The organism is Amycolatopsis thermalba (assembly GCF_023376025.1).
GTDB classification, from domain to species: Bacteria; Actinomycetota; Actinomycetes; order Mycobacteriales; family Pseudonocardiaceae; genus Amycolatopsis_E; species Amycolatopsis_E thermalba.
On record NZ_CP091196.1, the window covers coordinates 566,478 to 590,482 of the forward strand.

Annotated in this window: 25 protein-coding genes; 12 read left to right on the forward strand and 13 right to left on the reverse strand. The window is 71.4% G+C overall.

The annotated features are described in order from the left end of the window. A complete protein-coding gene (locus L1857_RS02865) occupies positions 1–627 on the reverse strand; it encodes a TetR/AcrR family transcriptional regulator (RefSeq protein WP_094003420.1) in 627 nt (208 codons plus the stop codon). 120 nt (positions 628–747) lie between these two features. Here L1857_RS02865 and L1857_RS02870 point away from each other — a divergent pair, with 120 nt between their 5' ends. Both L1857_RS02870 and L1857_RS02875 read left to right on the forward strand, forming a co-directional pair. After that, positions 748–2,022, forward strand: a complete 1,275-nt coding sequence (locus L1857_RS02870) for a GH1 family beta-glucosidase (RefSeq protein WP_116112774.1) — start codon at positions 748–750, stop codon at positions 2,020–2,022. After that, positions 2,019–3,266 carry an MFS transporter gene (locus L1857_RS02875; protein ID WP_249464381.1) on the forward strand — a complete coding sequence of 416 codons (1,248 nt, stop codon included), beginning with the start codon at positions 2,019–2,021 and terminating at the stop codon, positions 3,264–3,266. The genes L1857_RS02870 and L1857_RS02875 overlap by 4 nt, the downstream gene beginning before the upstream one ends. Positions 3,267–3,515: 249 nt before the next feature. On the opposite strand, the gene L1857_RS02880 is transcribed toward L1857_RS02875, so the two are convergent. Next, on the reverse strand, positions 3,516–3,917 hold the full coding sequence (locus L1857_RS02880; RefSeq protein ID WP_094003443.1) for a hypothetical protein: 402 nt from the start codon (positions 3,915–3,917) through the stop codon (positions 3,516–3,518). A gap of 11 nt (positions 3,918–3,928) precedes the next feature. Continuing rightward, positions 3,929–4,255, reverse strand: a complete 327-nt coding sequence (locus L1857_RS02885) for a hypothetical protein (RefSeq protein ID WP_094003423.1) — start codon at positions 4,253–4,255, stop codon at positions 3,929–3,931. A gap of 287 nt (positions 4,256–4,542) precedes the next feature. On the opposite strand from L1857_RS02885, the gene L1857_RS02890 reads away from it, so the two are divergent. Beyond that, entirely contained in the window at positions 4,543–5,925 is a 1,383-nt protein-coding gene (locus L1857_RS02890; RefSeq protein WP_116112779.1) for a helix-turn-helix domain-containing protein, read from the forward strand. 4 nt (positions 5,926–5,929) lie between these two features. After that, entirely contained in the window at positions 5,930–6,838 is a 909-nt protein-coding gene (locus L1857_RS02895; RefSeq protein ID WP_094003425.1) for a phosphotransferase family protein, read from the forward strand. Between the two features lie 155 nt (positions 6,839–6,993). Here L1857_RS02895 and L1857_RS02900 read toward each other — a convergent pair whose 3' ends face one another. The 4 genes from L1857_RS02900 to L1857_RS02915 form a co-directional block, all read right to left on the reverse strand. Next, positions 6,994–8,019 carry a copper resistance D family protein gene (locus L1857_RS02900; protein WP_249464384.1) on the reverse strand — a complete coding sequence of 342 codons (1,026 nt, stop codon included), beginning with the start codon at positions 8,017–8,019 and terminating at the stop codon, positions 6,994–6,996. A 73-nt stretch (positions 8,020–8,092) separates the two neighbouring features. Beyond that, positions 8,093–8,626, reverse strand: coding sequence for a copper resistance CopC family protein (locus tag L1857_RS02905; RefSeq protein ID WP_094003427.1), 534 nt, complete (start codon positions 8,624–8,626; stop codon positions 8,093–8,095). Next, on the reverse strand, positions 8,626–9,354 hold the full coding sequence (locus L1857_RS02910) for a YcnI family copper-binding membrane protein (RefSeq protein ID WP_116112784.1): 729 nt from the start codon (positions 9,352–9,354) through the stop codon (positions 8,626–8,628). The genes L1857_RS02905 and L1857_RS02910 overlap by 1 nt, the downstream gene beginning before the upstream one ends. Positions 9,355–9,379: 25 nt before the next feature. Next, complete coding sequence (locus tag L1857_RS02915) at positions 9,380–9,934, reverse strand: hypothetical protein (RefSeq protein ID WP_233157040.1); 555 nt, start codon at positions 9,932–9,934, stop codon at positions 9,380–9,382. A gap of 187 nt (positions 9,935–10,121) precedes the next feature. On the opposite strand from L1857_RS02915, the gene L1857_RS02920 reads away from it, so the two are divergent. From L1857_RS02920 to L1857_RS02935, 4 genes are read left to right on the forward strand one after another with little or no spacing between them, the layout of a single operon-like run. After that, positions 10,122–10,769: an ABC transporter permease gene (locus L1857_RS02920; RefSeq protein ID WP_094003430.1), complete on the forward strand. Its 648-nt coding sequence runs from the start codon at positions 10,122–10,124 to the stop codon at positions 10,767–10,769. A gap of 37 nt (positions 10,770–10,806) precedes the next feature. Next, on the forward strand, positions 10,807–11,952 hold the full coding sequence (locus tag L1857_RS02925) for a betaine/proline/choline family ABC transporter ATP-binding protein (RefSeq protein ID WP_116112819.1): 1,146 nt from the start codon (positions 10,807–10,809) through the stop codon (positions 11,950–11,952). Beyond that, complete coding sequence (locus tag L1857_RS02930; protein ID WP_249464387.1) at positions 11,949–12,725, forward strand: ABC transporter permease; 777 nt, start codon at positions 11,949–11,951, stop codon at positions 12,723–12,725. Before L1857_RS02925 ends, L1857_RS02930 begins: the two co-directional genes overlap by 4 nt. Continuing rightward, entirely contained in the window at positions 12,722–13,684 is a 963-nt protein-coding gene (locus tag L1857_RS02935; protein ID WP_116112791.1) for a glycine betaine ABC transporter substrate-binding protein, read from the forward strand. Before L1857_RS02930 ends, L1857_RS02935 begins: the two co-directional genes overlap by 4 nt. Positions 13,685–13,690: 6 nt before the next feature. Here the strand turns inward: L1857_RS02935 and L1857_RS02940 are convergent, their stop codons facing one another. Continuing rightward, positions 13,691–14,155 carry a DUF6474 family protein gene (locus L1857_RS02940; protein ID WP_116112794.1) on the reverse strand — a complete coding sequence of 155 codons (465 nt, stop codon included), beginning with the start codon at positions 14,153–14,155 and terminating at the stop codon, positions 13,691–13,693. A 103-nt stretch (positions 14,156–14,258) separates the two neighbouring features. Between L1857_RS02940 and L1857_RS02945 the strand changes: the two genes are divergently transcribed. Then, positions 14,259–15,893: a TM0106 family RecB-like putative nuclease gene (locus L1857_RS02945; RefSeq protein ID WP_116112796.1), complete on the forward strand. Its 1,635-nt coding sequence runs from the start codon at positions 14,259–14,261 to the stop codon at positions 15,891–15,893. Here the strand turns inward: L1857_RS02945 and L1857_RS02950 are convergent. Next, positions 15,877–16,584: a TioE family transcriptional regulator gene (locus L1857_RS02950; RefSeq protein WP_116112799.1), complete on the reverse strand. Its 708-nt coding sequence runs from the start codon at positions 16,582–16,584 to the stop codon at positions 15,877–15,879. The genes L1857_RS02945 and L1857_RS02950 overlap by 17 nt on opposite strands. 82 nt (positions 16,585–16,666) lie before the next feature. On the opposite strand from L1857_RS02950, the gene L1857_RS02955 reads away from it, so the two are divergent. Continuing rightward, the gene (locus L1857_RS02955; RefSeq protein WP_116112801.1) at positions 16,667–17,809 is read left to right on the forward strand and encodes an erythromycin esterase family protein; all 1,143 of its coding nucleotides are present in this window, start codon (positions 16,667–16,669) and stop codon (positions 17,807–17,809) included. 189 nt (positions 17,810–17,998) lie between these two features. On the opposite strand, the gene L1857_RS02960 is transcribed toward L1857_RS02955, so the two are convergent. After that, positions 17,999–18,757, reverse strand: coding sequence for an SDR family NAD(P)-dependent oxidoreductase (locus tag L1857_RS02960; protein ID WP_094003437.1), 759 nt, complete (start codon positions 18,755–18,757; stop codon positions 17,999–18,001). A 157-nt stretch (positions 18,758–18,914) separates the two neighbouring features. On the opposite strand from L1857_RS02960, the gene L1857_RS02965 reads away from it, so the two are divergent. After that, complete coding sequence (locus L1857_RS02965; protein WP_249464390.1) at positions 18,915–20,219, forward strand: UDP-glucose dehydrogenase family protein; 1,305 nt, start codon at positions 18,915–18,917, stop codon at positions 20,217–20,219. 1 nt (position 20,220) lies between these two features. Here the strand turns inward: L1857_RS02965 and L1857_RS02970 are convergent, their stop codons facing one another. From L1857_RS02970 to L1857_RS02980, 3 genes are read right to left on the reverse strand one after another with little or no spacing between them, the layout of a single operon-like run. Then, positions 20,221–21,090, reverse strand: a complete 870-nt coding sequence (locus tag L1857_RS02970) for a VOC family protein (protein WP_116112805.1) — start codon at positions 21,088–21,090, stop codon at positions 20,221–20,223. Continuing rightward, positions 21,083–21,607 (reverse strand): RNA polymerase sigma factor, encoded by a 525-nt coding sequence (locus tag L1857_RS02975; RefSeq protein WP_116112807.1) that lies wholly within the window; start codon positions 21,605–21,607, stop codon positions 21,083–21,085. Before L1857_RS02975 ends, L1857_RS02970 begins: the two co-directional genes overlap by 8 nt. A gap of 51 nt (positions 21,608–21,658) precedes the next feature. After that, positions 21,659–23,032: an MFS transporter gene (locus L1857_RS02980; protein ID WP_240323333.1), complete on the reverse strand. Its 1,374-nt coding sequence runs from the start codon at positions 23,030–23,032 to the stop codon at positions 21,659–21,661. Positions 23,033–23,171: 139 nt separating this feature from the next. On the opposite strand from L1857_RS02980, the gene L1857_RS02985 reads away from it, so the two are divergent. Beyond that, positions 23,172–24,005 carry a helix-turn-helix transcriptional regulator gene (locus tag L1857_RS02985; RefSeq protein ID WP_116112812.1) on the forward strand — a complete coding sequence of 278 codons (834 nt, stop codon included), beginning with the start codon at positions 23,172–23,174 and terminating at the stop codon, positions 24,003–24,005.

Sequence of the window (24,005 nt, forward strand, 5' to 3'; positions counted from 1 at the left end):
CTATTCCCCCAGTCGCGAGGCCAGGTACAGCTTGATGAGGTGCTTGGTCTCGCCGACGATTTCGGCGTCGCCGTCGGGGTCGCGGTGGAAGGCGAGCTTCAGCAGCCCGTCCGCGGCCTCGATCGCGACCGTCATCGCCAGCGACAGCCGTGGCGTGTTCAGGTCGATGTACTTGCCCACCAGGTCGGCCAGCGAGTCCGCGATCACCCGGTTGTTGTCCCGGCTGTCGTCGAGCAGCTGCCGGTCCACCACGTCACCGAAGTGGACCTTGGAAAAGCCCGGCACGGTCCGGTGCATCTCCAGGTAGATGTCCAGCACCGAGTCGACCACGTCCCACCAGTGCCGCGGGTCCTCGCGGCTCAGCCGCTCGCTCACCGCGTGCACGAACCGGTCGAGGTTGCGCTGCGTCAGCGCCCGCACGACCGCCCGCTTGTCCGGGAAGAACTGGTACAGCGAGCCGACGGCGACCCCGGCGCGCTTGGCGATCAAGGTGGTGGTCAACGCGTCATAACCGACCTCGTCGATCAGCTCGGCGCTCGCGTCCAGCATCTGCTCGACCCGTTTCGCGCTGCGCTGCTGGACGGGCTGCCGGCGAAGCGGGGTCGTCGTCGCCTGGGTCTCCGACACGTTGTGCTCCTTCTGGTGCTCTGAACAGGGACTTTAGCGCCCCGGACCACTTCCCCCGATGGCGGGAAGGGCTAGCATTTGAGAAATTTTCACGTTAGCCCCGATGAAGGGACCGCGCTCGTGGAGAACCTCGACTTCCCGCCCGGTTTCCTGTGGGGCGTGTCCACCTCGGCCTTCCAGATCGAGGGCGCCACCAGCGAGGACGGGCGCGGTCCGTCGGTCTGGGACACCTTCGCCCCGGGGCAGGCCGACGTCGCGTGCGACCACTACCACCGCTGGCCGGAGGACGTGGCGCTGCTGACCGAGCTGGGGGTCGGCGCCTACCGCTTCTCCTTCGCCTGGCCGCGGATCCAGCCGCCGGGGTCCGGCGCGCCGAACCCGAAGGGCCTGGCCTTCTACGACCGGCTGGTCGACGCGCTCTGCGAAGCGGGCATCGCGCCGGTGGCGACGGTCTACCACTGGGACACCCCGCAGCCGCTCGAGGACGCCGGCGGCTGGCTGAACCGGGACACCGCGCTCCGGTTCGCCGAGTACGCCTCGGTCCTCGGCGAGCGCTTCGCTGATCGCGTGCGGATGTGGATCCCCCTCAACGAGCCGATGGTGACGACGGTGTTCGGGTACGCGATCGGCGAGTACGCGCCCGGCCGGACGCTCCTGCTGGACGCCCTTCCCACCGCACACCACCAACACCTCGCCCATGGCCTCGCGGTCCAGGCTCTGCGGGCCGCGGGTGCGTCGAACATCGGCACCGCCAACCATCATTGTCCAGTTTGGCCTACTTCAAACTCGTCAGCTGATCATGATGCCGCGCGCCGGCTGGACGCGTTGCTCAACCGGACCTTTTCGGACCCGGTGCTACTCGGGAGTTATCCCGCCGAAATCGTCCCGTACCTTCCCGCCGGACATGCCGATGACCTGGTGAACATCGCTCAACCGCTGGATTTTTACGGCGTCAACTATTACGAGCCGCACGGCGCCGCCGCGCCCGGCGAGGGCAATCCGCTGCCGTTCGAACTTCGCCCGATCGAGGGTTTTCCGCGGACCACCAACGACTCCCCGATCGTGCCGGAAGCCCTGCACGAGCTGCTGGTCGGCCTGCGCGACCGCTACGGCGAGAAGCTGCCACCGGTGTACCTGACCGAGAACGGCGCGAGCTTCGACGGCATTCATGATCGGGAACGCATCGAGTTCCTGGACGCGCACCTGCGGTCCGTCGCCACTGCGATAACGGCGGGAGTTGAAGTCCGTGGGTATTTCGTTTGGTCGTTGATCGACAATTTCGAATGGTCCAAGGGATACGCGCCGCGATTCGGCCTGGTGCACGTCGACTACGAAACCCAGCGCCGGACCCCGAAGGACTCCTTCTCCTGGTACCGGAAGCTGGTGCGGTCATGACGGAAACGCGGACGCCGGGCGCGCTCGGCGAGCCGACGGTTCCCGTCCGGCCCGGCTGGATCAGCCTGCTCTTCGGCGCGAACACCGGGCTGTGGCTGGGCATCTACGCCCCGATCCAGGTGCTGCTGCCCGAGCAGGCCGCGCACCTGGACGCCGCGCACAAGGAACTGGTGTTCGGCATCGTCACCGGCGTCGGCGCGGTGGTCGCGCTGCTCACCAACCCGCTGGTCGGGCTGGCCTCGGACCGCACGCGCTCGCGGTTCGGGCGACGGCACCCGTGGACGTTCGCCGGCGCGGTGTGCGGGGCCCTCGGCCTGGTGGTGCTGGCGCTGGCGCCGAACGTGGCGGTCATGGTCGCCGGCTGGTGCCTGGTGCAGGCCGGGCTCGGCGGCATGCTCGCGACGCTCACCTCCGCGGTGCCGGACCGGGTCCCGGTCGGCCAGCGCGCGCGGATCGGCGGGCTGGTCGGCATCAGCCAGATGCTGGGCACCGTGCTCGGCGCCGTGCTGGTGACGGTCCTGGTCACCAGCCTGCCCGGCGGCTACCTGGCGTGCGCGGTGGTCGTGGTCCTCGGCGTGGCGGCGTTCGTGCTGCGGACCGCGGACACCACCGCCGTCGCGTCCGGCCGGCCGGCCACCGGATGGCGCGTGGACCTGCGGGGGCTGTGGGTGTCGCCGCGACGGCACCCGGACTTCGCGTGGGCCTGGGGTTGCCACTTCCTGATCAACCTGGGCAACTCGCTCGGCACGTTCTTCCTGCTGTTCTTCCTGACGGACGCGGTCCACCACCCGGATCCGGACACCGGGCTGCTGATCATGATGGGCCTCTACGGCGTCGCGCTGGTGATCGGCGGCCTGGTGGTCGGGCCGCTGTCCGACCGGACCGGCCGCCGCAAGCCGTTCGTGCTGGGCGCGGTGGTCGTGATGGCCGCGGCGGCGCTCGTGCTGGTGCTGTGGCAGACCTGGCCGGCGGCGCTGGCGGCGTCCCCGCTGCTCGGCATCGGATTCGGCGCCTACTGGGCGGTCGCGCTGGCGATCCTCACCGAGGTGCTGCCCGCCGCGCAGGATCGCGCCAAGGACCTCGGGGTCATCAACATCGCGAACGCGCTGCCGCAGGTGATCGCACCGCTCGCGGCCACGGTCATCCTGGCCGAACTGGGCGGGTATCCGGGGCTGTTCGCCGCGTCGGCCGTCGCGACGCTCGCGGCCGGGGCGTCCGTCCTCGGCGTCCGCTCGGTCCGCTGAAATCACCGAAGGCTCCTCCGGAGTCCGGAGGAGCCTTCGGCTCCGTACCTTTTGGGCCCGCGGGCCGGTGCCGGTCGGGGGAGGGGAGTGCAACGGCACCGGTCCGCGGAGTTTCGGGGCCCGCGGGGGCGGGGTCGGTCAAGGTGCGATCTGCAACTTCGCGACCTCGACCATGATCGACAACATAGCGGTGACGGGAGTGTTCCGCCAGAGGTTGTGGCCTAGTTTTTTCGATTAATCGCCGAGTGGTCAGCGGTTCGCGACCTGCGGCATCAGCGCGTGGCGACCGGTCGACTCACCCGGCGTCGTACCGCGCGGCTGAGGCGGAACCGGGTTGGTCTTCCGGCGCCACGGGCGGCGCAGGTCCCGCTGCGGGGCGAGGCCACCGGCGACGAGGTGCTCGTGCGCGACCTGCCACACCGAGCACGGCGCCTTGCAGCGGTGCCACCGGGTGGAGCAGGTGGGGCAGTCGCCCCGCTCGTCGGGCTCGTGGGCGGTCAGCATCGCGCGCCAGCCCTCGGTCAGCCGCGGCAGCTCCGACCGGGCCACCGAGACCAGGGACTGCGCGTCCGCCCTGGTGGCGAGGTCGGCGAGCATGTCGAGGCGTTCCCACACGGCATTGCGGAGTACCTGCCCAAGGATCTGATCCACGGAACTCACCGTCACCTTTCCGCCAGTTTGGCGGCTTCGTTCAACGCCGCCTGGAGCTGGCCGAGCTGACCCGCGGTGAGGCGGGCCGTTTCCCCGGGCGGTCCGACGAGGACCACCTGGTCGTCCTGGACGAGCACGGTGACGCAGCGGTCGCGGTTGATCATGTCGCCGCACTGCACCCGCCACACCAGCTGGCCGCCCTCGTAGCGGCGCAGCTGCGCGGCACGCGGGTCCGCGGCCGGCATCGCCGACCGGCTCGCGACCGGCGCGCCGGACGGGGCGAAGGACCGCCGGTGGACCTGGGCGCGTGGTGCCGAGATCGAGTTCATGAACTCCACCGCGTGTCTCCGCTCTGTGTCGGGCTTGCTGTCCGTGTTCGTCGTAGCTCTGCGTGATCGCTGCCTGTATCCGCTCGGTCACGCCGAACCCGAGAACTAGATTGCGATGAACCGCAGCCGAAGAGAAGGCGAACCGCGGTCACAGCGGCGACCGGCGCGGGCGGGCCGGTGAACGGTCGTCGGAGTTCACCCCGACCGATCAGGGGTCCCGAAACGACGTTTCCCACGGTTCAATGGGTATGCCTACGCTGCGAATCGACGCCCGGACTGGACGGTGAGGGGGCGCAATGGACGCCGGTGAGAACACTGATGGCCGCCAGGGACATCCGATCAGCTCGGATGCCTGGGAGAAGCGGGAGATGAGGGAGGCCCTGGCCGCCCGCAACATCAGTGCCGTGTACCGGAACCTGCGCAAGGAGGGCATCTCCCAGCGCCAGATCGCCGCACTCACCGGCCAGTCCCAGTCGGAGGTCTCGGAGATCCTCAAGGGCCGCCAGGTGATGGCCTACGACGTGCTCGCCCGGATCGCCGACGGCCTGGGTGTCCCCCGTGGATACATGGGCCTCGCCTACGACGAGGCCACCGAGATTCAGGTCGTCGGCGCCGCCGACGAGCAGCAGGCTGAGGAGGACGAGTCCGTGAAGCGGCGGAACTTCCTCGCGCACGCCGCCCAGGTCACGATGGGGGCGGCCATCCTGGGATCGTCGCCCAAGGCATGGGCGGCGAGCCCCGCGAGGACGCCGGCACCCGGCCACATCGGGATGACCGATGTGCGCCAGGTCGAGGCCGCGACCAGAGCGCTGCGCGCGCTCGACTACCAGTACGGCGGCGGGTTCTGCCGCGACGCCGTGGTGGCCCAGCTGTCCTGGGGGCAGCAGATGCTCGACTCCTCGGCCGCCACCCCGGTCCGGTCGCGCCTGTTCGTGGCGCTGGCCGACCTGCACAGCCTGGCCGGTTGGACGTCGTTCGACAGTGGACTGATGGACTCCGCGCGCGGGCACTTCGCCAACGCGCTGGAGCTGGCGAAACAGGGCAACAACGACCACCTGGTGGCCAACATCCTGTACCGGATGGGCCGGGTCTACCTGCACCAGGAGGCGCCCAACGACGCGCTCAAGCTGTTCCAGCTGGGACAGATCGCGGCGCAGGAATCCGGCTCCGAGCTGGCGATCTCCGTGCTCGCGGCGAACCAGGCGTGGGCCTACGCGATGATGGGCAACGAGGAGCAGTCGCTCAAGCTGCTCGGCCTGGCCAAGGACGAGTTCGCCCGGGCCAACGTGGCCGAGGCCGAGGACTGGGTGAAGTTCTTCAACGAGACCGACGTCTACGCGATGATCGGCACCGTCCACACGGTGTTGGCCCGCGGCGTCGACACGAAGCACACGCAGTACGCGATCCCGGCGCTGACCAGGGCGATCGACGCCTACGGCGAGGACATGCAGCGCAGCAAGGTGTTCAACCAGGCCGCGCTGGCCACCAACCACCTCATCGACGGCGACATCGACCACGGCGCCCGGATCGGCCGGCTGGCGCTGGAGTCCGCGGACGGCCTCAAGTCGGCCCGCGTGAAGGACCGCATGGTGCCGATGCAGGAGGAAGCGGCGAAGCGCCGCAACAACCCGGACGCCCGCGACCTGGACGAGCGCATCAGCTCGTTCTTCGCCGCCTAGGAAGATGCGCGCCGTCGCGGACGAGTTGGGTGGTCGGTTCACCAAGGAGAAACTGGCCGCCGCGCTGGCCGAGGCGTGCGCCCTGCTCGGGCTGGACCACCGGGGCGCCGAGCTGCTCCGGTTCACCAACAACGCCGTCTACCAGCTGGCCGGCGCGCCCGTCGTGATGCGGATCGTCGGGTCGCGGGCGCTGCGGCACCGGGTCGCCAAGGTCGTCCGGGTCGCGCGGCACTTCGAGGCCCACGACGTGCCCGCGATCCGCCTGCTGCCCGGGGTCGACCAGCCGATCCACGTCGGCGAGCACGTCGTCACGGCGTGGGTCCGGGTCCCGCCCGGTGAGCGCCGCGCGACCGCCGCCGACCTGGGCAGGCTGCTGCGCCGCGTGCACGCCCTGCCCGCGCCGGAGGGCGTCGGCGAGTGGGCGCCGCTGGCGGACGTGCGTGCCCGCGTGGCCGACGCCGAGGAACTCGACCCGGACGACCGGCGGTTCCTGCTGCGCCGCAGCGCCGAGGTCGAGGCCGCGCTCGGCGAGCTGGACTTCCCGCTGGAACGGAGCCTGATCCACGGCGACGCGCACCCGGGCAACGTGATCGTCGGCCCGGACGGCCCGGTGCTGTGCGACTTCGACTCCTCGTGCGTCGGCCCGCCGGAATGGGACCTCACGCCGCTGGCCGTGGGCCGCGAACGGTTCGGTGACCCGGCGGGCCGCTACCGCATGCTCGCCGACGTCTACGGCTTCGACGTCACCCGCTGGGACGGGTTCGCCGTGCTGCGGGCCGCCCGCGAGCTCAAGCTGGTGACCAGCGTGCTGCCGATCCTGCGCAGCCACCCGCACGTGCGCGGTGAGCTGCGTCGGCGGCTGGGCGACCTGCGCGCGGGCCGCGCCGGCACCGAATGGGCCCGCTACCGCTAGTCCACATCCTGGGAAATACGTGGACATTTACCGACCGCAGGAGACCGCTCGTCGTATGTGCGGAGGCATGTGCGGGCAGTAGGAAATTCGGCCCAGCTAGTCACCCTGCCTGGATTAATCGATCCCCCACCCGTGCAAGTTGCAGCTACTAACGGTTAGCTGACCGGGGCGCGGGTGAGCACGACGGCGAACCCGAAGGCGAGCCCCATGACGGTCAGCTCGAGCGTCGCCCACGTCGCCAGCGCGGTCCGCTCGTGCCGGATGATCCGCGGCATCAGCTTCCACCGGACCATCGCGCCGAGCACGCCGATCCCGGCCGCGCACCCGATCTTGAGCACGACGAGCTGCCCGTACGGCGTGGTGAACAGCGCGGTGACCAGGTCGATCGTCGGGTTGAGCAGGATCTCCACGACCGCGTTGAACAGGCCGGTCGCCACGGTCAGGGCCAGGCACAGCGTGGCCAGCTTGGAAAACCGCGGCAGCGCGTGCGCGAGCAGCGTCCGGTTGCCGGCGAGCAGCACGACCATCGCGCCGAGGCCGCCGGTCCACGCGACCGCGCCCATGACGTGCAGCTCCATCGAGATCATCGTGTAGTCGTGGTAGTCCCAGTTCGCCGCGTGCCCGGTGACCGGCAGCGGCAGCAGGGCGAACAGGCCGAGCCCGACGCGCACCTCGGCCGGCACCTTCTCGCCGTGCCGCAGCGTCAGCACCCCGAGCCCGACCTGGACCAGCGCGAGCACGGCGACGACGAGCAGCGCTTTGCCCGCGCCGACTCCGACCACGTAGTCCCAGATGTCGGCGAAGCTCACCGTGGGCACCTGCGGCCGGTACTCGGCGGTCTGCAGCACGAGCGTGACCAGCGCGGTCATCGTCCAGACCAGCGACGCGGCCAGCGCGATCGGCCGGGCGCGCCGCATGATCGGCTCGGTCAGCTTCGGCCGGTCGTAGCCGACCAGCACGGACAGCAGGGCGACCCCGATCGTCGTGACCGCGGCCATGTCGAGCAGCACGCGGACGATCGGGATGGCGGCCGAGACCACCTCGCTGACCTCCGCCACACCCGGCACCGGCGCGGTGGCCGTCAGCGCGACGCCGATCAGCGCACCGGCCAGCGCCGCGGTGACGATCGCGACGATCGCCTGGTAACGGACTTGCGAGGTGGTCCCGGCCGCCGTAGTCATGCCGCGACGCCTCCCCACTGCGCTCCTTGGGCCGCGGCCGGCCCTGCGATGCTCGTGCGTCGTTGTCGCGGGGTCACGCCTTGTCCCTGCCCATCCGCAGCGCCAGCGTCAGCCCGATGGCCAGCAGGACCACCGCGCCGACGATCCACACCCACACCGGGACCCCGCCACCGGACTGCGCGGCGGGCTGCGCCGTGTCGGTCCCGGTCGCGGCACTGGCCGTCGCCGGGGTGCCGGTGCCGGCCTTGGTGAGGGTGAACGGCACCTCGCCGGTCACCGGGTGCCCGTCGGCGGACAGGATCCGGAACCCGACGGTGTACTGCCCGGCCGGGCCGAGCGGCCGCACCGCGACGGTGACCACGTTGCTGCTGATCCGCACGTCACCCTCGGCCCACTGGGTGCCGCCCGGGCCGGTGACCGAGACCTGGTTGACGTTGCCGCCCTGCACCGGCGCGTCGAAGGTCAGCGTGACCTGCGACGGCGCGGTGTCGAGCGTGGCGCCCTTGGCCGGGTCGGAGGAGACGAGCACGTTGTGCGCCAGCGCCGGGGTGGCGGTGACGACCATCGCGACCAGCGCGGCGGCGATCGTGACGAGCAGGCGGCGCATTACTTCGACACCTTCCGGCCGCGCAGGACCGCTCCGGCGCCGACGCCGAGGCCGAGCGCGCCGACGACCAGTCCGGCGCCGCCGAGCCAGCGGGCCGTGTCGTCGGTGGAGTCCGCGGCCGCGGCGGTGGCGGCGGCGGTCGTCGCGTCGTGCGAGTGACCGTCGGCCGACGCCTCGGCCAGCTTCACGGTCGGAGCCGGGTGCTCCGGCTCCTCCGCTCCGGGAGCCTGGACCTGGTCCCACGCCACGACGGTGCCGTTGTCGTAGGTCTGGATGGCCGGCAGCACCAGTTCGTCCACCGCGGGCAGCGAGCCCGCGGTGATGCCGAAGTCCTGGTACTGGGTCTCGCCGGGGCCGATCTTCGTGCCTGGCTGCGCGGTGAAGACGATCTTCGTGACCGCCTCGGTGACGTCCAGGCCCTTGCCGTTCTTGACCGGCGACGGCAGCGGGGTCTTGGTGACCTCCGCCGTCCAGCCGGGGATCGGCTGGTAGCGCACCGAGCTGATCGCGTACTCCGGCTTGAAGTCGATCTCCACCTTGACGGTGGCGGCGGTCTCCTCCTCGTTCGGCACGCGGAAGGTGATCGCCCCGTACCCGCCCTGCCGCGGGTCCGAGCCGAGGACGTTGGCGGTGACGTGCGCGGACGCGACGCCCGCGCCGAGCAGGCCCGCGATACCGACGGTGCCGGCCAGCACGAGCCCGCGCCGGATGACGGCGTTGTTCGTCATGATGCTCCTGAAAGAAGAGAGTGGGTCAGCGCGCTGCGCTGAGGTGAAGGGGGTTGCGCGTCGCGAGCACGGGCGGGCCTCGCCTCGCGTGCATGCGGCTCAACAGCACCAACACCTGCGGCACGCCGGGCGCCGGAGCGGGCGCGGCGGGCAGCGGGACCGGTGGGGGAAGCGGTCCGAACAGGACCGGCAGCAGCAGGGCCAGCCGCGCGGCGGCGACGTGCAGCAGCGCTTCGGCGTACGCCAGCAGCAGGCCGGTCAGCAGCGTGGCGGCGACGTGCGCGGCGAGCATCGCGCCGGGCATCGACGCCGGATGCGGCATCAGCTCGTCGAGCACGACGTGCATCAGCAGCTGGGCCGCGCCGAGCACGGTGAGCACGCCGAGCGGGCCGCGGGTGCGGTCGGCCAGCGCGGTGCCGATCCAGCCGACGAGCAGGACGAGCAGCAGCGTCAGCGCGGTGTCCGGCACGCCGCCGTGGGCGAGCGCGTGCGCGCTGACGGCCAGGCCGCCGGAGGTGAAAGCGAGCAGGACTCCGCGCACGCTGCGTAACGCACCGTGTCGCCGGGGTCGTCTGCTCACCGATCCAGGGTATGAGACGGGTGCTGATCACCGCGACCGCGTCCCGGGTGGTGAACGCGGCCGACCAGCCGGATCGGTCTCGATCGGACAGTCAGCCGGTGTCGGTGGTTGAGACTCGTACGTTTTTCGGCAACGGTAAGTAGGCCGGACGAGTGAACGACTGATCGGGAGGAGGCGGCCGCACGGGATGAACCTGTTCGAGTACGTGGCCGATCGCTGGAGCAGACTCGGGTTGCAGGCCTGGCTCCACGTCAGCGCCGTGGTGCAGTGCACGATCATCGCCGCCGCCATCGGTGTCCTGATCGGCGTCGCGGTCTACCGCAGCCCCATCGGATCGGCCCTGGCCACCGCGCTGGCCAGCACGGTCCTCACCATTCCGTCGTTCGCGCTGATCGGGCTGCTGATCCCGATCGTCGGCCTGGGGGTCGCGCCCAGTGTGATCCCGCTCGTGCTCTACGCGCTGCTGCCGATCGTGCGGAACACCATCGTCGGGCTGAGCGGGGTCGATCCCGCGGTCACCGACGCCGCGAAGGGCATCGGGATGAGCCGGTTCGGCGTGCTCACGCGCGTCGAGCTGCGCCTGGCCTGGCCCGCGATCCTCGCCGGCATGCGCGTCGCGACCCAGATGCTCATGGGCATCGCGGTGATCGCCGCCTACGCGAAGGGCCCGGGCCTGGGGTCCGAGGTGTTCGCCGGGCTGACCAACGCGGGCAGCACCAACTCCATGAACCAGGCCCTCACCGGCACGATCGGCGTGGTCGTCCTCGCGCTGATCCTCGACGGCATCTACGTCCTCATCGCCCGATTCACCGTTCCGAGGGGTGTCCGTGTCTGAAACCATCGAATCGCCGGCCAAGGCGGACTCCGGCGCGGTGTCCGGCGTCGAGATCCAGCTCGAGCACGTCACCAAGCGCTACCCCGGCTCGCGCCAGCCTGCCGTCGACGACGTCACCATGACGATCCCGGCCGGGAAGATCGTGATCCTGGTCGGCCCGTCCGGCTGCGGCAAGACCACCACGATGCGCATGATCAACCGGCTGATCGAGCCGACGTCCGGCCGGATCACCATCGGCGGCGAGGACGCGCTGAGCCTCAACCCGGACCGGCTGCGCCGCAAGGTCGGCTACGCGATCCAGCAGGCCGGGCTGTTCCCGCACTTCACGGTCGCGCAGAACGTCGCGGTCGTGCCCGGGCTGCTCGGGTGGGACAAGAAGAAGATCGCCGACCGCGTCGACGAGATGCTCGACCTGGTCGGTCTCGACCCGGCGCAGTTCCACGACCGGTTCCCGCGCCAGCTCTCCGGTGGCCAGCAGCAGCGCGTCGGGGTCGCCCGGGCGCTCGCCGCGGACCCGCCGGTGCTGCTGATGGACGAGCCGTTCGGTGCGGTCGACCCGATCACCCGCGGCAACCTGCAGGACGAGCTGCTGCGGCTGCAGTCCGAGCTGCGCAAGACGATCGTGTTCGTGACCCACGACTTCGACGAGGCCGTGAAGCTCGGCGACAAGATCGCGGTGCTCGGCAACCAGTCGAAGATCCTGCAGTACGACACCCCGGACGCGATCCTGGCCAACCCCGCCGACGACACGGTTGCCGGGTTTGTCGGCGCCGGCGCCTCGCTCAAGCAGCTCACCCTGCTGCGGGTGCGCGACGTCGAGCTGAAGCAGGACGCGATGACCGCGTCGATCACCGATTCGCCCGCCGAGTTGCGCGAGCGGATGACCTCGCGGCGCAACACCTACGCGCTGGTGCTCGACCACCGCCGCCGGCCGGTCCGCTGGGTGCACGTCCGCGACCTGGGCAGCGCGTCGTCGCTGGCGGACGTGGGCAAGCCGATCGGCGACTACGTGAGCCTGCAGTCGACGCTGCAGGACGCGCTCGAGGCGATGCTGGTCGAGGGCGGCGGCGTGCCGGTCACCGGCGCGCGCGGCGAGTACGCCGGCATCATCGAGCTGGACACGGTGATGGGCACCATCCAGCGGCTGCGCGAGGAGCACTCCGACGACGGGGGACCGGCGTGACCACAGCCGTCGACAAGGGGTTCACCACCGAATCCGGTTCCCGCCGCGCCGAACGGGCGCGGCTGCTGGTGCAGCCCGCGGTGGTCGTGGTGGTCGTCGCCGCGGTCGTGGCCTGGGCGCTGCTGCGGGACAACGACGCCATCGAGGCGCAGAACCTGAACGCCGCCCGGCTGCTGGAGGCGACGTGGCAGCACCTGCTGATCACGGTCGCGGTCGCGGTCATCGTGGTCGGCGTCGCGGTGCCGCTCGGCGCGGTGCTCACCCGCTCCTGGGCGCGGCCGGTCGCGCCGGTGTTCCTGACGATCGCGAACATCGGGCAGGCCGCGCCCGCGCTCGGCGTGATCGTGCTGTTCTTCCTCTGGACCAGCTGGGAAGGGTTCTGGTGCGCGGTCCTGCCGATCGCGTTCTACTCGCTGCTGCCGGTGCTGCGGAACACGATCGTCGGCATCAACTCGGTCGACCCGGCGCTGATCGACGCGGGCCGCGGGATCGGCATGTCCGGCCGGGCGGTGCTGTTCCGGATCGAGCTGCCGCTGGCGGTGCCGCTGGTCCTGGCCGGGCTGCGCACGTCGCTGGTGCTGGCGGTCGGCACGGCGACGCTGGCGTTCTTCGTCAACGGCGGCGGGCTCGGCGAGCTGATCGACACCGGCTACAAGCTCAACCGCGTCCCGGTGCTGGTCACCGGCGCGATCCTGGCGGTCGGCCTGGCGCTGCTGATCGACTGGCTGGGCGCGGTCATGGAACGCGTCTTCGGACCGAGGGGGTTGTCGTGAAGCACCGGCTCAAGGCGATCGTGGGCGCCGCGTTGCTGACGACGTCGCTGACCGCGTGCGGTCTGGACGTGAACGCGGCGCTGCCGTACGAGGTGAAGCCCGGATCGATCCGGCCGGTGCCGAGCCTGGCGGGCGTGAACATCGCGGTGGGGTCGAAGGACTTCACCGAGAACATCATCCTGGGCTACATGGCCGAGCTGGCGCTGTCGGCGGCCGGGGCGGACATCACCGACCTGACCAACATCAGCGGGTCGAACTCCGCGCGGCAGGCGCTGATCAACGGGCAGATCGACATCTCGTGGGAGTACACCGGCACCGCGTGGATCTCCTACCAGGGCAACACCGAGCCGATCCCGGACGAGAAGGCCCAGTTCGACGCGGCGAAGAAGGCGGACGAGGAGCGGTTCGGCATCACCTGGCTGGACTACTCGCCGGTGAACGACACCTACGCCTTCGCCACCACCGAGGCGTACGCGCGGCAGCACAACCTGCGGTCCACTTCGGACATGACGGAGTTCCTGAAGCAGCACCCGGAGCAGGCGATCTTCTGCGTCGAGACCGAGTTCGCGAGCCGCCAGGACGGAATGCCGGGGGTGCAGAAGACGTACGGGTTCCCGACCACGGAGGTCAAGACGTTCGGCACGGGCACGATCTACTCCGCGGTCGCCAGCGGCACCTGCAACTTCGGCGAGATCTTCACGACGGACGGCCGCATCGCGGGCCTGAACCTGCGGGTGCTCACCGACGACAAGCGGTTCTTCCCGCAGTACAACGCGGCGGTCACGATGAAGAAGGAGTTCCTGGACGCGCACCCGGCCGTCCGCGGAGTGCTGGAACCCGTCGCGAAGGCGCTGGACAACCAGCAGATGATCGAACTGTGCAAGCAGGTGGACGTCGACGGCCGCGACGCGGGTGAAGTGGCGCGGGACTGGATGATCTCGAAGGGCTTCATCCAGTAGCCGGGCTCAGACGCCGAGGCGCTTGAGCAGCTGGCCCTCGATCCGCTCCAGCTCGGCCGTCACCGCCTGGTGGGCGGCCTTGCGGCGGGACCCGGGCATGCGTTCGGCCGCCCGGATGGCGGCGGTCAGCTGCTCCAGCGTCGCCTGGGAGTCCTTCGCGAAGCGGACGTCGTCCTCGGTCGCGCGTTCGGCCTTGCGCACCTCGGCCAGCGCCTCGGACGTGCCGGCGATCCGCGCCAGCAGGTGCGCGCCGCGGCCGGTGAACTCCGACAGCCGGTCGAGCGGCACGCCGAGCCGTCGCGCCTGGTAGTGGTCGTAGGCGTCGCGGACCGCGCTCGCCGCCTTGACCGCGAGCGGTGCCAGCGCGGGGGCCACCGCGGGCACCACGATCTTCGCCACGGCGACGGCGTTCCTGGCCTTCTTCGGCGTGATGCCCGTCTCGGCCGGCGTCCTGGTCTTCTTGCGAGCCATGGGCTGAATGTAGCGGCAGGCACGGGCGGGAGCATGTCCGGCACGTAATGCGCCGCTCACACTCGGCGCGGAACTGTCGGTGGTCCTCTCTAAAGTAGGTGTCATGGAAACTGAGGTGCTGCTCGAGGCCGGCGCGGTGAGCCGCTGCCGTCGTCGCGTGCACCTCGACCACGACCCCGCGATGCGCGAGGTGCCGCTGGCCCCGCCCGACCCGTCGGCGGAGCAGCGCATCGCCGACGCGGCCGCCCACCGGATCGAGATCCGCGACCGGCTGATCGCGGCGAACCCGGGCGCGAGCTGGGTGGTCGTCGACCGCGAGCTGCCGCCGCCGGGCCGCGCCGCCGCCACCCAGCAGGCGATGGCGCGGGGTGCCGACTACATCTGGGGCGCGCTGCTGCCCGCCGACCGCGCCGGCCACCGCCGCGGCGGGTCCGAGCTGCTGGTCCGCGCCGACGGCGGGTACCTGCCGGTGCTGGTGGTCCGGCACCGGATCACCGACCCGGGCGCGGGCGCGGTCACCACCCCGCCGCACGACCTGGACCCGCGTCACGCGATCCCCGACCCGGCGCGCCGGGTCCGCTCCCACCCGCGCGACCAGATGCGCCTGGCCCACCTGCGCCGCATGCTCGAGGCGCACGGGGTGGCGTCCGGCCGTCTCGTCGGCGGCGTCATCGGCCTGGACGCCGACGTGGTGCTGTGGCACGACCTGACCGCCGCCACCTGGCCGAACGGGCGCACCGCGCTGACCGAGTACGACCTGCGGTTCGCCGACCGGCTGGCGATCGCCGAGGCCGCCCGCTCCGGCGGCCCCGCGCTGGCCGAACCGTCGCGCGTGCTGGAGTGCCGGACGTGCCCGTGGTGGCCGACGTGCGAGGCCGAGCTGACCGCGATGCGGGACGTGAGCCTGGTCGTCCGCGGTGAGGACGCGATGGAGCTGCGCCGCGCCGGGGTTTCCACAGTGGACAAGCTCGCCGCGCTCGACCCGGACGACGAGCCGCCGATCATCTGGACGTCCGGCCCGTTCGCCGACGCCGTGGCACTGGCTCGGGCGTGGCTCGCGGACCTGACGATGGTGCGCCGCGTCCGCGAGGTCGAGGTGGCCCGCGCGGACGTCGAGGTCGACATCGACATGGAGTCCTTCGGCGAGTCGGGCGCCTACCTGTGGGGCTGCCTGCTCAGCGGCGCGGACATCGGCGTCGAGCAGGGCTACCGCGCGTTCGTCACCTGGCAACCGCTGCCCACCGGCGACGAGGCGCGGTCGTTCACGGAGTTCTGGACGTGGCTGCGCGAGGTCCGGGAACGCACCCTCGCCGCGGGCCTGACGTTCCGGGCCTACTGCTACAACGCGATGGCCGAGAACCGCTGGCTCTTCGGCTCCGTCGAGCGGTTCGGCGACTTCCCCGGCATGCCGGCCAAGCGGGAAATCCAGTCCTTTGTGGATTCCGACGAGTGGGTGGACCTGTTCCGCAGCGTGTCCGACCAGTTCCTGTGCGCGCGCGGCAAGGGGCTGAAGGTCGTCGCCCCGGTGGCCGGGTTCACCTGGCGGGACCCGGAAGCCGGTGGTGAGGCGTCGATGCGCTGGTACCGCCAGGCGGTCGGCATGGACGGCGGCGAGCCGGACCTGAGCCAGCGTGACCGGCTGCTGCGCTACAACGAGGACGACGTGCGAGCCACCCACGCGCTGCGCCACTGGATGACCACCACCGCGAACAGCATCCCGTTCATGGGCGATCTGTAGGCGCCACGCGCAGATATCGGCTGAGGTGGGTGGCCGCGTCCAGCATCGCCACCCCCTGCGCGGTCAGTTTCTCCTGCCACGCCGTCAACGCGTCGGCTAGCGCCTCGGTGCCGCCGGCGGCCCGGATCTGCCGCACCACCGCGGCGATGTGTTCCAGCAGGTAACCGCCGCGCCGCAGCAGGTGCCCCAGTTCGGCGTCGCGCACGTCGGCGGCCTGGTAGAGGCGGTACCCGGTCGCCGGATCCCGGGTGGGCGCGACGATGCCCGCCGCCTCCCACTTGCGCAGGGTCGCCGGCGTGACCCGGAGCCTCCGGGCGAGTTCGCCGATCGTCCGCGGTGCGGCGTCCGGAACGGACGGGGTCTCGGTCAGGTGGCCGATCGCCGTGCGCACCGAATCCAGGGTCTCGCGGTCGCGCAACAGCTGGGCGTGGCCGCGGTCGACGAGCGTCAGCGCCTGGTCGAGCCGTCCGTCGTTGACCGCGTTCATGATCTGTCCGGCCACCGCGTGCCCGTAGGCCCGGACGAGCGCCAGGAACGCCCGCAGCGCCGCCGCGTGCACCTCCGTGTAGATCCGGTACCCGCTGGGCGTGCGGCCGGCGGGCGGGAGGAACCCGTCCCGCTCGTAGTTGCGGACCGCCTGGGTCGAGATGCGGTGCTCGCGCGCGAGGTCGGCCGGTTTCAAGGTGACCACATGTTGGAGACTTTACCCCACCTGTTCCGGGGAAATCGCTGGTGAAGTCTCAACCGTTGTTTCAAAGATACGATTGAGGCTCATGGACATTCGAGAACTGCTCACCCCGGCCGTCGACTTCCTGGCCCTCGGCGAGCCCACCCACCTGGAGTCGGCCTTCGCCCGGATCCGCAACGAGCTCTTCGCGCAGCTGGCCGATCTCGGGTTCACCGGGATCGCCCTGGAGACCGATCGCGTCGCCGCGCTCACCGTGAACGACTACGTCCAGCACGGCGTGGGCACGCTCGACGCGGTGCTGCGCGACGGTTTCTCGCACCGCTTCGGCGAACTCGACAACAACCGGCGGCTGGTCGAGTGGATGCGTGAGTACAACGAGACCGCCGAGCGGCCGCTGGCCTTCCACGGCTTCGACGTCTCCACCGAGATGATGAACGCGCCCAGCCCGCGCACCTACCTGGAGCACGCCCGCGACTACCTGGGCCTGGACCACGACATCGCGGGCCTCACCGGCGACGACGAACGGTGGAGCCGCACGGAGGCGGTGATGGACGCGGCTTCCTCGCCCGGCGCCACATCGGAGGCCGACCGGCTCCGGGTGCTCGCCGATGACATGCTCGTCACCCTCCACGCGAGCGCGCCGATGCTGATCGCGGCGACCTCGCGCGCCGCGTGGCACCGGGCCAGGATCCACCTCACCGCGGGTCTCGGCCTGCTGCGTTACCACCGGCAGGCCGCCGAACCCGGCGCGGACACCGCGCGCTGGACCCGCATGAGCGCGTTCCGCGACGCGATGATGGCCCAGAACCTGCTCGACATCCGCGACATCGAGCGCGGCCCGGTGCTGGTCTTCGCCCAGAACCGCCACCTGCAGCGCAACGAGAGCCACATGCGCATGGGGCCGATGGACGTGAACTGGTCCAGCGCGGGCGCCATCGTGTCGTCGCTGGTGGGCGAGCGGTACCGGCTGATCGTCGGCAGCCTGGGCCGCAGCAGGGCGATCGAGCTGGGCGAGCCCCGGCCGGAGACCTTCGAGGGGCTGCTGCAGCGCCGCATCGGGACCTGGGGTGTGGTGCCGGCGCGGGACATCGCGCCGGCGGACGTCCGCACCGACACCAACCCGATGCAGGGCTACTTCCCGCTGGACCAGGACACGGTGGACGGCGCCGACGCGATCCTGCACGTCAGCGCCGGCACCGACACCCAGGCCCTCGCCCTGCGCGGCTAGGTTCTTCACAAGCGGCGGAGCCGCTTGCGCGGGCCGTCAACCGGCACCGCCGCGGGTTCTGAGGCGGCTCCTGGCGAGGACAGCGCCGACGTGGTGTATCGGCCATACATGAGGAGGCGATCCCACAGCCAGGGGCCGTCTCAGGTTCCGCTACCTGCGCCGCTACGCAAGCCGCTTCCGGAACACCCTTTAGCGGGGGGCCATCCTCAGCGAGCCGTCCATGCGGATGACCTCGCCGTTGAGGTAGTCGTGCTCGACGATGTTCACCGCGAGCTGGGCGTACTCGTCGGGCCGGCCGAGGCGCTTCGGGAACGGCACGCCCGCCGCCAGGCCGGCGCGGAACTCCTCGGAAACGGTGGCGAGCATCGGGGTGTCGATGATGCCCGGCGCGATCGTCATGACCCGGATGCCGTGCGAGGCCAGGTCGCGGGCGGCGGGCAGGGTCATCCCGGCCACGCCACCCTTCGACGCCGAGTACGCGACCTGCCCGATCTGCCCGTCGAAGGCGGCGACCGAAGCGGTGTTGATGATGACGCCGCGCGCGCCGTCTTCGACGGGCTCGGTCTTGGCGATCGCTTCGGCGGCCAGGGTCGTCACGTTGAAGGTGCCGATCAGGTTCACCTCGATGACCTTGCGGAACAGGTTCAGGTCGTGGGTGCCCTTCTTGGACAGGATCCGCGCGGACGGCCCGATCCCGGCGCAGTTCACCACGACCCGCAGCGGCACCGCGCCGCCCGCGGCCTGCTCCACCGCCGCCGCCACCTGGTCACCGTCGGTGACATCCGCCTCGACGTAGGTGATCCCCTCGACCTTCTCCGCCTTCTCGATCCCGGCGGCGAGGTCCAGGGCGAACACGTGCGCGCCCCGCGCGGCGAGCGCCTTCGCCGTGGCGCCGCCGAGGCCCGACGCGCCACCCGTGACGATCGCGGCAGTGTCCTTGATCTGCATGAACGGTTCCTTCCGTGGCCGGCCACTCTGCTCTGCCCATGAGGTTAACGCTCGTTTGCGTGGCACCGGCGTGGCCCTCCTCACCCGTCGCGCGACGTATTCGGCGCGGACGACTTCCGTTAGGACTGCGGTCAACTCCGGCTGTCACCGTCGGCTCATGAGCGGAGCTCGCATCGTCGTGATCGGCACCGGATACGTCGGACTGACCACCGGGGCCTGCCTCGCCGCCCTCGGACACCAGGTGACCTGCGTGGACGTGGACGACGTCAAGGTGGCCCGGCTCGCCGCGGGACGGGTGGACATCCTGGAACCCGGCCTGGAGGAACTGGTCACGCGCGGGCTCGCCGCGAGAAGGCTGCGGTTCGTCGTCGGGTCCCGCAACGCGGTGGCCGGTGCGGACGCGGTCTACCTGTGCGTGCCGACCCCGATGGGCGCGGGCGGCGCCGCCGACCTACGGGCCGTCGAAGCGGTGATCGGCGAGATCGCCGACGTCCTGCCGTCCGGGTGCGCGGTGGTCACCAAGTCGACCGTCCCGGTCGGCACCGCCCAGCGCATCCGCGCCCTGCTCGGCCGCGACGACGTGCCGGTGGTCGCCAACCCCGAGTTCCTGCGCGAGGGCACCGCGGTCGCCGACTTCCTGCACCCGGACCGGATCGTCGTCGGCTCCGACGACGAGGACGCCGCCCGGCGCATCGCCGACCTGTACCGCGACCTGTCCGCGCCGAACGTCATCACCGACGCGGCCAGCGCCGAGCTGGTCAAGTACGCGGCGAACTGCTTCCTCGCGATGAAGCTGTCCTACGTCAACGCGATCGCCGAACTGTGCGACCGGCTGGGCGCGGACATCGTGTCGGTGACCGAGGGGATGGGCTACGACCGCCGCATCGGCCGGTCGTTCCTCAAGCCCGGCCCGGGCTGGGGCGGCTCGTGCCTGCCCAAGGACACGCACGCGCTGGTGCAGGTCGCCGAGTCGGTCGGGTTCGACTTCTCGCTGCTGACCGCGGCGATCGTGGAGAACATCGCGCAGCGGGACCGGATCGTCGCGAAGATCGCCGGCGCGGTGGGCGGCAGCCTGGCCGGTTCCCGGATCGGGGTGCTGGGCCTGGCGTTCAAGGCCGGCACCAACGACCTCCGCGACTCGCCCGCGCTGTCGGTCACCTCGATGCTCGCCGCGCACGGCGCCGAGGTCACCGCCTACGACCCGGCGGTGCGCGCGGCGCTGCCCGGCATGACCGTGGTCGACGACCCGTACCAGGTGGCCAAGGACGCCGACGCGATCGTCGTGCTCACCGAGTGGGCCGAGTTCACCAAGCTGGACTGGGGTTACACGGCGGACCTGATGCAGGGCGACGGGGTGGTGGACACGCGGAACCTGCTGGAGCCGCGGACCATCACCGGCGCCGGACTGTCCTATGTGGGGCTCGGCCGCCCCCGCCCGGCCCGCGTCGCCCTGCCCGGCTGACTCACGGCTGCCAGAGCCAGAACTCGATGCCCTGGTTGTCCACGCAGTCGGCGGTCAGGCCGTACGGCTTCCGGTCCACTTCGGTCACCTGACCGCCGGCGGCCCGGACCCGCTCCACCGCGGCGGGCACGTCGTCCACGGCGTACATCAGCTTCCAGCCGACCTGCCGCGGCCCGCCCCACAGGCCACCCTCCAGGCCGGGTCCTTCGAAACCCCAGGCGCCTTCGACGGAACCACGCGAGAACTGCCAGCCGAGCACGCTGCCGTAGAACGCCTTGGCGGCCTCGTCGTCGGGGACCTGGAACGTGAAGTACATGGCCTGGCCGTGCCGCGCGGTGTCCTGGCCGCTGGCGCGGACCGGCGCCTGGGCGAGCAGCCACCGCTGGCCGAACGGGTCGCGGATCGAGCCGGAGCGGCCGTGCCCGCGGTCGGAGACCGGGTCGAGCACCTGCGCGCCCCGCTCGACGGCGCGCTCCACCGCGGCGTCCACATCGGACACCTCGATGCGGACGCTCGCGCCACCGGCCGCCGAGACGTGACCGATCTCGGGGAACTCCTCGGCCAGCATCAGGACGGTGTCGCCGATCACCAGTTCGGCGTGCCCGATCCGGCCGTCCGGCATGACGATCGGGTCGCCGCGGCGCTGCGCGCCGAACACCTCCACGTAGAAGTCCAGGGCCCGCCGCGCGTCGGACACGGCGAGATACGGGGTCAGCGAGTGCAGTTCCGCCCGTGCGGGTGCTTCCGTGCTGGTCATCTCTCCTCCGTTCAACACAGCGCGACGCAGGCGCTCGCGCAGCTCGGCGGCGAACCGCGGATCGGGGTCGACCGGCTGGACGGGGGCGCGGAGGGCGTCGAAGGGGTCAGTCATTCCGCACCTCCTTCTCCCGGTAGGCGGCCCGGAACGCGGCTCGCGCCCGGACCAGCAGCGCTTCCGTGGCGTGCACGGTCCGGCCCAGCAGCCGGGCGACCTGCGGCACCGGCAGCCCGTCCAGGTACCGCAGCGTCAGCGCGGCCCGGTGGTGCGCGCCCAGCGACTCCAGCACCTCGCGGGCCAGCAGGGCGTCCAGTTCGGCGTCCCACGGGTCCACCGAGGCGGCTTCCGTCTCGTGCACCACGCGCAGCCCGCGCTCCTCGCGTTCCCGCCGCCGCCAGTGGTCGACCAGCTTGTGCCGGGCGACCCCGATGAGCCACGGCGTGCTCACCGGCGGGGCGCCCGGGTTCCGGCACGCGCTCACGGCGCCGAGGAACGTCTCCGAGGTCAGCTCCTCGGCCACGCCCCGGTCGCCGCAGCGCGCGAGCAGGTAGCCGTACACCTCCGGCAGCGCCGTCTCGTACAGGTCGAGCAGCGCGAAGGCCGGGTCCGGTCGTACCCGCGGTTCGCTCACACCCCCATCGTCGTCCGGGACGGCGCTTCTCCGACGTCTCCGGGCGGATTTTCAGCCGCGCGGGTCCGGCAGCCGGCGCGCGCTCACCGCCACGCCTACCATCATGACCGCCTGCACGCCGGTGACCAGCAGCAACGCACCCGCCACGCCCCACGTGCCGGTCAGCGCGACGAACAACGTGCCCAGCGTCGCGACCCCCAGCGCGAGCGAACTCTGCTGGGTCGTGGTGAGCATCCCGCTGCCCGCGCCCGCGCTCTCCGACGGCACGCGGGACAGGACGACCCGGACCAGCGTCGGCCCGGCGAGCCCCTGCCCGGCGCCGGTCACCAGCATGCCGGGGGTCAGGGCGAGGACGGTGACGTCCGGCCAGGACAGCAGCACCGCGCCGATCAACGCGAGCAGCCCGACCACCTGCACGGTGGTGCCGAGGACGATGACGTGGTGGCCGAGCCGGGCCACGAACCGGCTGCTGAGCAGGGACATCACCAGGAACGCGACGGCCATCGGGGTGAGCGCGAGGCCCGAGGCGAGCGGGCCGAGGTGCAGCCCGTCCTGCAACACGAGTGCGTAGACGAACAGGAACCCGCCGAAGCCGAGGAAGAACGGCACCGCGACGGACAGCCCGCGGCCCACGCTCGGCATCCGCACCAGCGACGGCGGCAGCAGCGGCGTCACCCCGCGCGCTTCGAGCCGCCGTTCCACGGTCACGAAGGCCGCCGCGGCGAACGGGAACGCGGCGAGCAGCACCCAGCACCACGCGGGCCAGCCCAGCGCGCGGCCCTCCATGAGCGGGACCAGCAGCGTGAGCAGCGTCAGCCCGAGCAGTCCGGTGCCCCAGCCGTCCACGCCGAGCGGGTTGCGCGCCCGGGTCTCCGGCAGCAGGCGGCGGGCCAGGACCAGGCCGAGCACCCCGATCGGCACGTTGACCAGGAAGATCGGCCGCCAGCCGCTGCCTGCCAGGTCGGCGGACACCAGGACGCCGCCGAGTAGCTGCCCGACGACCATCGCGATTCCACCGGTCGCGCCGTAGTAGCCGATCGTGCGCGAGCGCTGCTCGCCGGTCGTGGTGGCCTGGATGATCGAGAGCACCTGCGGCACCATCAGCGCGGCCGCGGCGCCCTGGGCCACGCGGGCCGCGACGAGGACCCCGGCGGTCGGCGCGATCCCGCAGACCAGCGAGGTGAGGGTGAACGCGGCCAGGCCGAGCGAGAACACGCGGCGGTGGCCGAACGCGTCCCCGAGCCGCCCGCCGACGACGAGCAGCAGGGCGAACGCGATGCCGTACCCGGCGACGATCCACTCCAGGGTGGCGGTGGTCGTGTGCAGGTCGGCATTGATCGTGGGCAGTGCGACGTTGACGATGAACAGGTCGATGGGCGCCAGCGCCGCCCCCAGCAGGACGGTGGACAGCCCGCCTCGGGTCAGTGCCGGCCGGGTCTCGGCGGCGCCAGGGTTGTCGTCATGACTACCACGATCAACGCGGCTGGAGACTGGTACCAGTGAGTGCTTATCCAGGTATCCGGACTACCTGGTAACAGGGTCGGTGGCGTGTCAGGCTGGGATCATGACCACCGCCCTGGCCGCCTCCACCGATGAGATCCGCCGTCGTGAGCTGGCGTCGTTCCTGCGCAGCCGGCGGGAACGGATTTCGCCCGAGCAGGTCGGGTTGCCCTCCGGCGGCCGTCGGCGCACGCCCGGGCTGCGCCGCGAGGAAGTCGCGCAGCTCGCCGGGGTGGGCGTCACCTGGTACACCTGGCTGGAGCAGGGCCGCGACATCCGCGCGTCGGAGCAGGTGCTGAACGCGATCGCGCGCACCCTGCGGCTCGACCCGTACGAGCGCAGCCACCTCTACACCCTCGCCGGCCTGCCGGAACCCCCGATCGAGGTGGACCGCACGGTCGTCACGCCCCAGGTCCGGGCGATGCTGGACCAGCTGGAGCCGTTCCCCGCCGTGGTGCAGAACGCGCGCACCGACATCCTCGCCTACAACGCCGCCTTCGACTGGCTGATGGACGTGGACAGCATCCCGTTCGAGGACCGCAACTCGCTGCTGCAGTGCTTCACGAACCCGAGGTGGCGCGCGCGGCTGCGGGACTGGGCGGACGGGATGCCGCGCACGGTCGCGCAGTTCCGCGCCTCGATGGCCGAGCACATCGCCGAACCGGGCTGGAAGGCGCTGGTCAAGCGGCTGCGGCAGGAGTCCCCGGAGTTCGAGGCGGTGTGGAACCAGCACGACGTGCAGCCGCTGTGCAACCTGACGAAGGTGTTCGTGCACCCGGAAGCCGGCCTGCTCACCTTCGACTTCACCCACCTGTGGTTCGGCAGGCACTCCGAAGTCCGGCTGACCACCTACACCCCCGCGGACAGCGAGACGACCGCCGAGTTGCGGGCGCGTTGA

Excerpts from the sequence above, each read along its gene's own strand:
- L1857_RS02895 (WP_094003425.1), top strand. The coding sequence starts at position 5,930 with ATGCGCGCCGTCGCGGACGAGTTGGGTGGTCGGTTCACCAAGGAGAAA.
- L1857_RS02955 (WP_116112801.1), top strand. The coding sequence starts at position 16,667 with ATGGACATTCGAGAACTGCTCACCCCGGCCGTCGACTTCCTGGCCCTC.
- L1857_RS02970 (WP_116112805.1), bottom strand. The coding sequence starts at position 21,090 with ATGACTGACCCCTTCGACGCCCTCCGCGCCCCCGTCCAGCCGGTCGAC.
- L1857_RS02960 (WP_094003437.1), bottom strand. The coding sequence starts at position 18,757 with ATGCAGATCAAGGACACTGCCGCGATCGTCACGGGTGGCGCGTCGGGC.
- L1857_RS02965 (WP_249464390.1), top strand. The coding sequence starts at position 18,915 with ATGAGCGGAGCTCGCATCGTCGTGATCGGCACCGGATACGTCGGACTG.
- L1857_RS02910 (WP_116112784.1), bottom strand. The coding sequence starts at position 9,354 with ATGACGAACAACGCCGTCATCCGGCGCGGGCTCGTGCTGGCCGGCACC.
- L1857_RS02945 (WP_116112796.1), top strand. The coding sequence starts at position 14,259 with ATGGAAACTGAGGTGCTGCTCGAGGCCGGCGCGGTGAGCCGCTGCCGT.
- L1857_RS02900 (WP_249464384.1), bottom strand. The coding sequence starts at position 8,019 with ATGACTACGGCGGCCGGGACCACCTCGCAAGTCCGTTACCAGGCGATC.
- L1857_RS02905 (WP_094003427.1), bottom strand. The coding sequence starts at position 8,626 with ATGCGCCGCCTGCTCGTCACGATCGCCGCCGCGCTGGTCGCGATGGTC.
- L1857_RS02875 (WP_249464381.1), top strand. The coding sequence starts at position 2,019 with ATGACGGAAACGCGGACGCCGGGCGCGCTCGGCGAGCCGACGGTTCCC.
- L1857_RS02940 (WP_116112794.1), bottom strand. The coding sequence starts at position 14,155 with ATGGCTCGCAAGAAGACCAGGACGCCGGCCGAGACGGGCATCACGCCG.
- L1857_RS02920 (WP_094003430.1), top strand. The coding sequence starts at position 10,122 with ATGAACCTGTTCGAGTACGTGGCCGATCGCTGGAGCAGACTCGGGTTG.
- L1857_RS02890 (WP_116112779.1), top strand. The coding sequence starts at position 4,543 with ATGGACGCCGGTGAGAACACTGATGGCCGCCAGGGACATCCGATCAGC.
- L1857_RS02985 (WP_116112812.1), top strand. The coding sequence starts at position 23,172 with ATGACCACCGCCCTGGCCGCCTCCACCGATGAGATCCGCCGTCGTGAG.